Origin of the sequence: Bradyrhizobium sp. IC4060, from assembly GCF_020193715.1 — a bacterium.
GTDB lineage: Bacteria > Pseudomonadota > Alphaproteobacteria > Rhizobiales > Xanthobacteraceae > Bradyrhizobium > Bradyrhizobium yuanmingense.
The window spans coordinates 40,625-52,210 of sequence record NZ_JADYVJ010000001.1 but is presented as its reverse complement, the minus strand read 5'-3'; the positions used below and the strand labels follow the sequence as shown (position 1 = coordinate 52,210).

The window sequence follows — 11,586 nt, the reverse complement described above, 5'->3', positions numbered from 1 at the left end:
CTGCGCCCGTCGCACAAGTCGTCATTTGGTGCGGACAAACTTCGCGCCGGCGCTCCTCAACACATCGACAATTTTCTCAGGGGCATCGCCGTGAAAATCGACGGAAACCTCGATCAGGCCTTCCAGCTTCTGCCGCCCCTCCGGAGTGGGCGCTGTCTTGACGTCGGGTCCTGCCGCGCGTGTTCCCACGGTGTTCGCAGCGCCGGCAGGCTGGACGAAGACGTCGCCTCGCGGCACGCCGCATTCCTGCACGACATGCTCAACCGCAAGCTCGGCTCCGCGGCGCGTGTCGAATTCTCCAATGATGGTGCTTTCCAAGGCTGCTCTCCGTGTGCTCGAGACTGCGAACAACAGGCGAGCCGAGGCCAAGTTCCTGAGGGAGCATGCAAGAGGATGACGGTCGGATCCCAGGCGCTGATGATCAGAACCGAATGAGTCCAAACAGGAAGAGCAGCGCCACCGTGACCAGGCCGGAGATCAGCAGCGAGCCGAGACATCCCAGCCGGTTCGAGAAAAAGAAGAACATGCGTTGCCCGCTGTGAAGCTTGCTGTCGGGCTAATCTCTCTAAGTCAGTAGCGTTCCTGCGCAGTTTCGCGTGTCCGTGGCTCTAGCACGCAACGCTTCCTTCCACTGCATTTCAACCAGTCCCGATCCTCCTCTTGAAGACTGGAGATCCAAACGCAACATGGGTCTACGGCACCGCCGGAATCCGTCTCTCCAACATCGCGGGCCGGACTTGAGCGAGGAAGATTGAACAGATCCGTCGGGCTGCGGTGTTAGGAATGGGTCTCGGCCAAATGACCCGAGCGGCACCGGGGCGCCGCCAATCCAGACCTTGGGAGTGACGCGCCGAGGCGCCCCAGTCTTTCCAGCGCAGGCTAGTGCAACACGCGAGCGGCTTCGGCGAGCCGGACCCTTTCTCTCAGCTCCTCGAGCTCCTCGATCGCGTCCAGCAATCTCACCAGCTCGCGGGCAATATGTGTCAAACCGGACTTGGATTGCTTTAAGATACGAACTCGCTGTGCCATCGGTGCACGCCTCCATGGTCGGGCACGTCCAATTGGCAAGGAGCGTGCCAGCCCACGAGGGGAACTTATGGCGATTTCTGGCGGAAGGGGTGGGATTCGAACCCACGGTACCCTTGCGGGCACGCCGGTTTTCAAGACCGGTGCCTTAAACCACTCGGCCACCCTTCCAGTCCCGGGAATGGGTGTCGCTTAACGTAGTCGACCGCGCAAGGCAACGCCAAGTTGGCGCAAGTGCTCAAACCTTTGCCGGCCGGAGCGCGGCGCGTTCCTTTTCCTGCACAACCTGTCTAGCTCTTCGGGCAATCAACCAGGACGGCACTCCGGATGTACTTGGTCCCCTGCCGGTCGCTGACGTTGCGCCCGAATTGAGGGCTGTAGTTCAGGTCGTAGCGGCACCCTGCCTGCATTGCCTTGTAGATCGCGCCCCGTTCGATCACGTAACTCCCTTGTGGGAGCGTCTTGAGGCGGACCTGTGTGATGGTCTGCTCCTGGCCGTGGTCCGGGCCGAGATAGGTAACGCGATCGGTCGAGCCGACCGACCAGACCACCGCAACTGCGCACATCAGTGAAACGGCGAAAGCAGCGACCAGCCCGAGTTGCGGTCGCTCGACGGAGTCCAGAAACGAGCTCATGCCGTTTCGTGTCGTTCCGGGCCTTGCGGTTCAAAGGCTCCCTCACCTTTGCGTCGCGCAATAGAAAGCGCGGCGCCCCGCGAAGAGCGCCGTCCTGAAATTCTTTGTTGTTTGCGTCTAGCTCAGTAGCCGCAGGACGCGCAGTTCATCTGCACCGGGGCGTAATAGGAATAACCCGGCGAGACCATCTCGACGCGCTGCCGGGTGGCGTATTGCGGCGGGATGCGCTCGTACTGGACGCTGGGCGGCGCGACCATCACGGTCTGCGGCACCATCACGGTGCGGTACTGCGCCGGCGTGCGGTGCGCGACCACGGAGCCGGGCGAGACCATCACGGTCTCGTCGACGGTGCGGTATTGCGGCGGCACATATTGTTGCTGGTAGCAGGTCGTGCACGGCGGCGGCGTGTAGCAATTGTAGCAGCCGGCGGAGGCCGCGCCCGTCATGGAAATGGCGGCGACGGCCGTTGAGAAAACGACAGCGAGAGTACGAGACATTGCGGTGGTGCCCCAGTTGCCCGAAACGGATCTGCGAAGGTCGCGGGAGTATACGGCGCAAAACCTTGCCTTGCCGAACTTCGTCGAGGCATCCTTAATGCGAACGATCGATCGCGGCGGAGCGGTAAGAACTCATTGACCACGCGCATTAACGCGCGGGAGGTTTGCGCGGGGGTGCGCATGACAGCGAGTCCGCGATCGGACATCGCCGCGGCACTCGTTCGAGCATAATTTGCAGTTCATCCTCGTTCCATGTTCGAGCTTTCAACGCCTCGCTGCTCTTTCCAGAAACTCCAACAGCGAGGGATCGGTCTCCTCGAGTTCGACGAAGCGACGGCGCAGCTCATCGGCGATTTCAGCGGTGGCATCGCGCGACCATCCCTCCGCAGTATTGAAGGCCACGATACGTGCGGGATGGAGATATTGCCCTTCGGCGAGATGTCTGAGCAGGGTCGCGCGATTGGCGTCCTCCTCGGCCGTCTCGCACCAAGCCCGGCCCAGGCGGCGGCCGAAATCATCGAGCACAAGATAGACGTCCCGGTCTGTCGTGATTTGCGGCACGAGTGATGGAGAATGACTCATGGCTAACTCCGCTATTGGCAATCCGAACCTTTGCGGACGAACCTCGATACGGCGACCGCCTCGGCTGAATTCGGAAAAATGGATTTCGACGATTTTTCTTAGGATGGCACGATTAAATAAAAATAAAAACAAAATTAATAAAAATTAAATAGCAAAATGTGGACAATGCACTAAGTTGATGATGCCTGGCGGGCGAGCCCGCACGTCGGGTGCCCACTGAGCAAACGGCTCCCGCTCCCACCCCAACCAGCCCCACGCCCTAGGGAGGCGGGGGCCGTTCTTTCCCGATCTCCGTTCCGGCTACTTCCTGCAACGGCGCATCCGGGTGGTCGCACGGAGCCGCGAGGCGTTCCGAAGATCGCCGATCCAGGCCAGTGGCGCCGATGCCGCCTACTTCGGACGCCGCTTGACCTCGCGCACCGCACCGCGCGCGGCACTGGTGGTGAGCGCGGCGTAAGCCTGCAGCGCGGTCGAGACGTTGCGCTTGCGGCCTTGCGCCTGCCAGGCGGCATCGCCCTTCGCCTCCTCCGCGGCGCGGCGCTTGGCGAGCTCCTCGTCGGAGACCTCGAGGCTGATGCTGCGGTTCGGGATGTCGATGGCGATGATGTCGCCCGTCCGCACCAGGCCGATATTGCCGCCTTCGGCGGCCTCCGGCGACAGATGGCCGATCGACAGGCCGGAGGAGCCGCCGGAGAAGCGGCCGTCGGTGACGAGCGCACAGGCTTTGCCGAGGCCCATCGATTTCAGATAGCTGGTCGGATACAGCATCTCCTGCATGCCGGGGCCGCCGCGAGGGCCTTCATAGATGATGACCACGACCTCGCCGGCGACGACCTTGCCGCCCAAGATGCCTTCGACCGCCGCGTCCTGGCTTTCGAACACGCGCGCTGGGCCGGAGAATTTCAGGATCGAGGCATCGACGCCGGCGGTCTTCACGATGCAGCCGTCCTGCGCGAGATTGCCGTAGAGCACGGCGAGACCGCCGTCCTTGCTGAAGGCGTGCGCGAGATCGCGCACGACGCCCTTCTCGCGGTCGGCGTCGAGCTCGTCGTAGCGGCGCTCCTGGCTGAAGGCGACTTGCGTGGGGATGCCGCCGGGCGAAGCGCGATAGAAGGTCCGGACCGTCTCACTCTTGGTGCGCTTGATGTCCCAGCGCTCCAGCGCCTCGTTCATGGTCGGCGCGTGCACGGTCGTAACAGAGGTGTCGATCAGCCCGGCGCGGTCGAGCTCGCCGAGGATGCCCATGATGCCGCCGGCACGGTGCACGTCCTCGACATGCACGTCGGCGACGGAAGGCGCGACCTTGCAGAGCACGGGCACGCGGCGCGACAGACGGTCGATGTCCTTCATGGTGAAGGCGACCTTCCCCTCATGGGCGGCAGCCAAGAGATGCAGCACGGTGTTGGTCGAGCCGCCCATCGCGATATCGAGCGTCATCGCGTTTTCGAACGCCTTGAAATTCGCGATGTTGCGCGGCAGCACGGAGGCATCGTCCTGCTCGTAATAACGGCGGACCAGATCGACGATGGTGTGGCCGGCCTCGACGAACAGGCGCTTGCGGTCGGCATGGGTTGCGACCACCGAGCCGTTGCCGGGCAGCGCGAGGCCCAGCGCCTCAGTCAGGCAGTTCATGGAATTGGCGGTGAACATGCCCGAGCAGGAGCCGCAGGTCGGGCACGCCGAGCGCTCGATCACCTTGACGTCCTCGTCGCTGACCTTGCTATCGGCGGCGGCCACCATGGCGTCGATGAGGTCGACCGCCTTGGTCTTGCCGGCCAGCTTGACCTTGCCGGCCTCCATCGGCCCGCCCGAGACGAACACGGCGGGGATGTTGAGCCTGAGCGCGGCCATCAGCATGCCGGGCGTGATCTTGTCGCAATTGGAGATGCAGACGAGGCCGTCGGCGCAATGCGCGTTGGCCATGTACTCGACGCTGTCGGCGATCAACTCGCGCGACGGCAGGCTGTAGAGCATGCCGTCATGGCCCATGGCGATGCCATCGTCGACCGCGATGGTGTTGAACTCCTTGGCGACGCCGCCGGCCTGCTCGATCTCGCGTGCCACGAGCTGGCCGAGGTCCTTCAGATGGACGTGCCCGGGCACGAACTGGGTGAAGGAGTTGACCACCGCGATGATCGGCTTGCCGAAATCGGCGTCCTTCATGCCCGTCGCGCGCCAGAGGCCGCGGGCGCCCGCCATGTTGCGGCCGTGGGTGGTGGTGCGGGAGCGATAGGCTGGCATGGCGGTTTCCGTCCTCGGGTTTGCGTCGGCCGGGGCGGGAAAATGTGGAGCCACCTCAGGCCTTTCCGGCCGGATAGCGCACGGGGGCAGCCCGCGCAACGGGAACTTGGGTCGGACAGGGCTCCCCTGCTTCCGGCGCGGGGGGCTCGTCGCTCACTCTCTGTCATTCCGGGGCGATGCGCAGCATCGAACCCGGAATCCATCGAGCGGCAGCACCCGCGGGACAATGGATTCCGGGTTCGCGCCTTTCGGCGCGCCCCGGAATGACGGCGGGGGGCGTCGGAGCCCCTATTACAGCGTCGGATCGAGCCGATCGCGCAGCCAGTCGCCGATCACAGAGACCGCCAGGGTGGTGACCACGATGGTCGTCGCCGGCGCCAGCATGATCCAGGGGGCGCGGGTCAGATATTCCCGGCCGTAGCCGACCATGTTGCCGAGGCTGGTCATCGGCGGCTGCACGCCGAGGCCGAGGAAGGACAGGCCTGACTCCATCAGGATCACCTCGGGGAACACGAGCGTGGTCGAGACGATCAAGGTCGAGGCGATGTTGGGCAGGATGTGCCGGAGGTAGATCCGCGACGGCGTCGCCCCTAGCTGGCGGACGGCAGCGGCGTAGCCCTGCGCATTGGCGGAGATGGCAAGGCCCCGCGCGATGCGGGCGTAGCGCTCCCAGCCGAACAGGCCCATCAGCCCGACCAAGAGCGGCAACGAGTTGCCGAAGAAGGCCAGCACGGCCAGCGCCATGATCAGGAAGGGCATGCTGGCCTGGAAGTCGGTCAGCATCAGCACGAGCTGCTCGACGAACCCACGAAAATGCGCGGCGAGGAAGCCGAGTGTGGTCCCGACCACGGCCGAGATTGCGGTCGCGCCGAACGCGATCAGCAGCGAGATGCGGATCGAGACGAGCAGCCGCGACAGCACGTCCCGGCCAAGCTCGTCGGTGCCGAGCCAGTGCGCGGCATTGCCGGGCGCAGCAAGCCGGTTGCGCAGGTCGAGCTGCGTGAAGCCGTAGGGGGCGATCGTCTCGGCGAAGGCCGCGATCAGCAGCATCGCGACGATCCAGGTGACCGCCAGCGCGACCGACAGCGGGATTGCCGGAAGGCTGATGCGGCGACGTGTGGCGGTGTCCTTCAACGTCGCGTCGGTCATGCATGCGCTCCCTTGCTGCGCAGGCGCGGGTCGAGGAAGCCGTAGAGGAAGTCGACGATCAAATTGGACGTCACCATGGTCATCGCAACCAGCAGCAATATGCATTGCACGACCGCGAGATCGCGGTTGGCAACCGCCACGACAAGAAGCCGCCCTACTCCCGGCCAGGCGAACACGCTCTCGACCACGACCGCGCCTGCGATCAGCGTGCCGACCATGAAGCCAAGGATGGTCACGGTCGGGATCGCCGCGTTCGGCAGCGCATGCGAGGTCACCACCTTGCGCCACGGCACGCCTTTTGCGGATGCGGTGCGGATATAGGGCTGGCCCAGCACCTCCAGCATGGCGCTGCGGGTGAAGCGCGCCAGCACCGCCGCGCCGCCGAGGCTGAGCGTTGCGATCGGCAGGATGGCGTGGCGCCAGCTGTCCTGCCCGCCCGAAGGGAGCCAGCCAAGCTGCACGGCGAAGATCAGCACCAGCAGCAGCGCCAGCACGAAGCTCGGGACGGTAAAGCCGGCGACCGCCGTCATCATCACGGCGCGGTCGATTCCCGAGCCGCGATGCAGCGCGGCGTAGATGCCGGCGGGAATGCCGAGCGCCACCTTGAAGAAGAACGCCGGCAGGGTCAGCGCCAGCGTTGCCGGGATGCGTTCCAGCACCAGCTCGATCGCGGGCCGGCCGTCGCGCATGGAGCGGCCGAGCTCGCCCTTGGCGATGGCGCCGAAATAATCGAAATATTGAGCCCAGATCGGGTCATCGAGGCCCCAAGCCTTGCGGAATGCCGCGAGCACCTCCGGCGGCGCCTCCGGTCCCAGGATCATCAGTGCGGGATCGCCTGACAGCCGCAACACGATGAAGGCGAAGGTCACGACGAGCACGATCGTGAGCGCGGCGCGTCCGATCCGAATAGCGAAATAACGTCCCATCAGGCGGCGTCCCGTGTCGCAGCGCCGGTGACGAGATGGCAGGCGACCTGCCGGTCGCCGCCGACGGCGGACAGCGCCGGCACCTCGCTCGCGCAGCGCGCGACGGCGCGCGGACAGCGCGGATGGAAGGCGCAGCCCGTGGGGCGCGCGGCCGGATTCGGCGGATCGCCCGACAGCACGATCCGGCCCGCACTGCGGCGGCCCGGCGCGGGCGAGGCCGAGACCAGCGCCTGGGTGTAAGGATGCTCGGGCCGTGCGAACAGATCGTCCGCGCTGCCGATCTCGACGATGCGGCCGAGATACATCACGGCGACGACGTTGCTGATCTGCCTGACGACGCGCAGATCGTGGCTGATGAAGAGCAGCGTCAGCGACAGCTGCGCCTGCAGATCGCAGAGCAGGTTCACCACCTGGGCCTGGATCGAAACGTCGAGCGCGCTGACCGGCTCGTCGCAGACCAGGAAATCCGGCTTGGTGGCCAGCGCCCGCGCCAGCACGATGCGCTGACGCTGCCCGCCGGAGAGCGCGCCGGGATAGCGTGCGCCATGCGCCGGCGTCAGCTCGACGGCGCGCAAGAGCTCGCGGATGCGCTCGTCGCGCTCCGCCGGCGTACCGAGGCCGTGAATGTCGAGCGGCTCGCGGATCTGCGTTGCAACCGGCAGCCGGCGGTCGAGCGCGCCGAGCGGATCCTGGAAGATCATCTGCATCCGCGCGCGCTGCGCACGCCACGCCGTCGTCCCCGGCGCGGCCATCGGCTTGCCGTCGAACCGCACTTCGCCGCTGTCAGGCGGCTCGAGGCCGAGCACGATGCGGCCCGTCGTGGACTTGCCCGAACCGGATTCGCCGACGAGACCGAGCGTCTGGCCCCTTGGAATCGTCAGCGACACGCCGTCGACGGCATGCACGGCCGCAGCTCTCCCGAACATTCCGGAGCGCATCGCATAGGTGCGCGAGATCGCGGAGACCTCGACGAGCGGCGGACTCATTCGGCGGCCATCCCGAGCAGCGCGCGGCGCGAGGTCTCGGCACGGACGCAGGCCACGCTGCGGTCATCCGCGATCGGCGCCAGCGTCGGCGCCGCAAGGCCGCATGCTTCCGCGACCAGCGCGCAGCGCGGCGCGAAGGCGCACCCCCCGGGCATGTGCGCGTGATCGGGCACCGTGCCCGGAATGGCGGTGAGGCGCCGCCGCGGGCCATCGAGCGGCGGCAACGCGCCGATCAATCCTTGCGCGTAGGGATGCAGGGGATCGGCGAACAGCTGGTTGCTCGGGGCCTGCTCGACGATGCGGCCGGCATACATCACCGCGATGCGGTCGCAATTCTCCGCGACGACGCCGAGGTCGTGGCTGATCAGCACCATGGCCATGCCGAGCTCGCGGCGGACAGTTGAAAGCAGCTCCAGGATCTGCGCCTGAATGGTGGCATCGAGCGCAGTGGTCGGCTCGTCCGCGATCAAGAGATCGGGATTCCCGGCCAGCGCCATCGCGATCATGATGCGCTGGACCTGGCCGCCGGAGAATTCGTGCGGATAGGCCTCGAGCCGGCGGCCAGCGTCGGGAATGCCGACGAGATCGAGCAGCCGCCGCGCCTCCGCCTTCACGGCGTTGCCTTGGAGATCGCGATGCAGCGCCAGCGCTTCGCAAAGCTGCCTGCGGATGGTCAGCACCGGGTTGAGCGCGCTCGCCGGATCCTGGAAGATCATGGCGATCCGCCCGCCCCTGACCTGATCGAGCTCGGTGGCCGGCGCGCCGAGAATCTGGCGCCCGTCGAGCCGCACCGAGCCAGAGACTTGCGCATGGCGCGGCAACAGGCCGAGCGCGGCGAGCCACGTCACCGATTTGCCGGAGCCGGACTCGCCGACGAGGCCGACGGCCTCGCCCTTCTGCAGGGCAATGTCGACGCCGCGCAGGACCGGCACGCCATTGAAGGCGACGCGCAAGTCCTCGATGCTGACCAGCGGCTTCACCTTCAGACCTCGAAATTGCCGGCGCGGAAATCCATCGCGAAGGCGGGCGCTGCCTTCCACTTGATCGACTTCGGCTTGGCCGTGAAGGTCGCGTTCTGGTGCAGTACCGTGTAGGCGGGATCTTCGCGCTCGGCGATCTCCAGCATGCGGCGGAACGCCTTCTTGCGCGCGGCCCGGTCGGTCGAGGTCTCCAGGAATTCGGAGAGCGTGTTCAGCTCGGCATTGGTCCATTCGCCGATCTGCTGCTGCTGGCCGTTCGGCCCGTGCTGGGCGACCAGCGACGACACCGGATCGTTGAAGGCGGCCGAGTTCGACCAGTCGCGCACGGCGCGTGCCGGCCCGCGCTCCATGATCTGCGACCAGTTCTCCTTGGTCTCGATCTGCACGTTGAGCCCGACCGATTTCCACATCTCGACCAGGATCTGCGCGGTCGCGACCTGGTTGGTGTAGTAGTTGTTGAGCAGGCGGTACGGGATCGGGTCGCCCTTGTAATTGGCCTGCTTGAGCAGATCCTGCGCCAGCTTGGGATCGTAGGCCGGCACGTTCCAGTCGGTGTTGAACATGTCGCCGTAGAACTCCCATTGCAGACCCTTCGGCACACGGGTGCGGCCGGCCCACAGGCTGTCGACGATCGCCTGGCGATCGATCGCATGGGTGAAGGCGCGCCGCACCAGCGGATTGGCGAGCACGGCGTGGTTCTTGTCGAACACGGTAAGGCGATGATTCTGAATCGTGCCGCCCTGCACCTCGAAGGCGGAATTCTTCTCGATGCCGGCAATCTGGTCCGGCGGGATGTCGCAGGCGAACTGGTATTCGCCCGAGAGCAGTCCGTTGATGCGGCTGGCGACCTCAGGCACTTCGAGGAAGCGGATGCGCTTGAGCGGCGGCCGGCCGCCCCAATATTCGTCGTGGGCTTCCAGCGTCAGCGAGACGTCGGGCTTGAGCTCGACGACCCTGTAGGGGCCGGTCGTCACCGGCTTGCGGGCCCAGTCGAGATAGCTCGCCGCCTCTTCCCAGGCGCGGCGGTTCATGATGTCGGAGCCGTAGCGCGACAGCCGGCCTTCGATCGTGACGTCGGGTGTCGCGTTGTAGAAGCGCACCGTGTACTTGTCGACGGCATCGACGCGCACCAGGTCCGGCCAGATGCGGCGGGCGACCGCGGGGACGTCCGGCGGCAGCTCCTTGCCCGGGCGCGGCGTCGGGATCTTCTCGAACGCCTTGATGGTGGAGCGGTTCTTGGCCTCGGTCTCGCCGAACATGCGCTCGCGGCTGAAGGTGAAGACGACGTCTTCCGCCGTGAGCTCGTCGCCGTTGTGAAACTTGACGCCCTGGCGCAGCTTCACCTCGACGGTCTGGTCGTCGATGCGGCGCCATTCGGTGGCAAGGCCCGGCACAGCTTCGAGCTTGCCGCGCCAGTTCTTGGAGATCAGGCCTTCCCAGATCGAGGAGAAGAACACGCGCTCGCCGACATTGGACTGCTCACGCAGCACGTCGAGCACGTTCGCATTCGTGACCTTCTGCACGGCGACCGTCACCGACGGACGGTTGTCGGCTTGCGCGATGGCAAAACGCGGCAGCAGCAAGGTGCTTGCGGCGGCGCCGCCGGATTTCAGGATGGTGCGACGGGTGAGCTTGCTCATGAGGATAACCCCTGCCCTGTGTGATGTCGGTTATTCGGCGAGACCGAGCGCGGCGAGATGCGCCGCGCCCTTGCGGACATCGTCGTGGTTGCGGAGTTCGAGGATCAGCCGCGGATTCGACGTCAGCCGTCCTAGCGTGCGGAATACGGCGGCCCAGGGAATGTTGCCCTCGCCCGGCGCCCAGTGCCGGTCGGCAAAGCCGTCGGTGTCCTGCAGGTGCACATGCGTCAGCATGTCGCCGGCGGTCTCGACGTAATAGTCGACCGGCGGCGCGCCGGTGGAGATGTGCGCATAATTGGCGTGCCCGGTGTCGAGCGAGACGCGGACCTTGCTGCTTTCCAACGCCTTGGCGAGGCGCACGCGGTCGCGTGGATCCTTGTCCTCGATGTTCTCGATGACGATCTCGCAGCCGATCGTCTCGGCACGCGCAATCACCTCGGCGAGCGTCGCCTTGACTCGCTCGACGATATTGGCGCGGTTGTCGGGATAGAGATCGAGATTGTTGTGGTCCCAGGTCGTGAACGGCGAGTGGATCACCATCTGCGTCGCACCGAGGAACTCGGCGGCCTCGAGGCCCTGCAGCAGGCGCTTCGTTACGGCCTGGCGGATCATCGGATCGTGGCTGTCGATCTTGAAGCCCCAGAACGGGCCGTGGATGCCGAGCCGGCCGGTGTGCCCGGTGAGCATCTGCTTGATCTCGCTAGCGGTTGCGCGCCAGTCGCTATCGAGCAGATCGGCGCGGAAGAAGTCCTGGATTTCCAGATCGCGCTGCTTTTCGAGAAGCCAGTCACGATGCGCGGGGATCGATTTGATGGACAATGCGGCGCCCAGCACCGGCTTCGACATGGCATGCTCCTTCGTCGTCAGCGATGACGGGAGCAGCGCTAGACCAGTTCAATGACAGGCCCGTGAAATGCGCCTTCC

At 65.7% G+C, this 11,586-nt stretch carries 11 protein-coding genes and 1 tRNA gene; all 12 read right to left on the bottom strand.

The window, feature by feature from the left end:
* Positions 1–21 precede the first annotated feature (21 nt).
* Entirely contained in the window at positions 22–318 is a 297-nt protein-coding gene (locus I6F16_RS00275) for a hypothetical protein (protein ID WP_035999192.1), read from the bottom strand.
* A 789-nt stretch (positions 319–1,107) separates the two neighbouring features.
* Positions 1,108–1,197 (bottom strand) — tRNA-Ser (locus I6F16_RS00270).
* Between the two features lie 119 nt (positions 1,198–1,316).
* Complete coding sequence (locus tag I6F16_RS00265) at positions 1,317–1,661, bottom strand: hypothetical protein (protein WP_036028056.1); 345 nt, start codon at positions 1,659–1,661, stop codon at positions 1,317–1,319.
* 122 nt (positions 1,662–1,783) lie between these two features.
* A complete protein-coding gene (locus I6F16_RS00260) occupies positions 1,784–2,107 on the bottom strand; it encodes a hypothetical protein (protein ID WP_036028057.1) in 324 nt (107 codons plus the stop codon).
* A 315-nt stretch (positions 2,108–2,422) separates the two neighbouring features.
* The gene (locus I6F16_RS00255; RefSeq protein WP_225112899.1) at positions 2,423–2,872 is read right to left on the bottom strand and encodes a hypothetical protein; all 450 of its coding nucleotides are present in this window, start codon (positions 2,870–2,872) and stop codon (positions 2,423–2,425) included.
* Positions 2,873–3,130: 258 nt separating this feature from the next.
* Entirely contained in the window at positions 3,131–4,981 is a 1,851-nt protein-coding gene (gene ilvD, locus I6F16_RS00250; protein ID WP_225112900.1) for a dihydroxy-acid dehydratase, read from the bottom strand.
* A 291-nt stretch (positions 4,982–5,272) separates the two neighbouring features.
* The gene (locus I6F16_RS00245; RefSeq protein ID WP_225112901.1) at positions 5,273–6,130 is read right to left on the bottom strand and encodes an ABC transporter permease; all 858 of its coding nucleotides are present in this window, start codon (positions 6,128–6,130) and stop codon (positions 5,273–5,275) included.
* On the bottom strand, positions 6,127–7,056 hold the full coding sequence (locus tag I6F16_RS00240) for an ABC transporter permease (protein ID WP_225112902.1): 930 nt from the start codon (positions 7,054–7,056) through the stop codon (positions 6,127–6,129). The genes I6F16_RS00245 and I6F16_RS00240 overlap by 4 nt, the downstream gene beginning before the upstream one ends.
* Positions 7,056–8,042, bottom strand: coding sequence for an oligopeptide/dipeptide ABC transporter ATP-binding protein (locus I6F16_RS00235; protein WP_225173353.1), 987 nt, complete (start codon positions 8,040–8,042; stop codon positions 7,056–7,058). Before I6F16_RS00235 ends, I6F16_RS00240 begins: the two co-directional genes overlap by 1 nt.
* Complete coding sequence (locus I6F16_RS00230) at positions 8,039–9,022, bottom strand: ABC transporter ATP-binding protein (protein WP_225173352.1); 984 nt, start codon at positions 9,020–9,022, stop codon at positions 8,039–8,041. The genes I6F16_RS00235 and I6F16_RS00230 overlap by 4 nt, the downstream gene beginning before the upstream one ends.
* A gap of 2 nt (positions 9,023–9,024) precedes the next feature.
* On the bottom strand, positions 9,025–10,662 hold the full coding sequence (locus tag I6F16_RS00225) for an ABC transporter substrate-binding protein (protein ID WP_225112905.1): 1,638 nt from the start codon (positions 10,660–10,662) through the stop codon (positions 9,025–9,027).
* Positions 10,663–10,692: 30 nt separating this feature from the next.
* Positions 10,693–11,508 (bottom strand): sugar phosphate isomerase/epimerase family protein, encoded by an 816-nt coding sequence (locus I6F16_RS00220; protein ID WP_225112906.1) that lies wholly within the window; start codon positions 11,506–11,508, stop codon positions 10,693–10,695.
* Between the last annotated feature and the right edge of the window lie 78 nt (positions 11,509–11,586).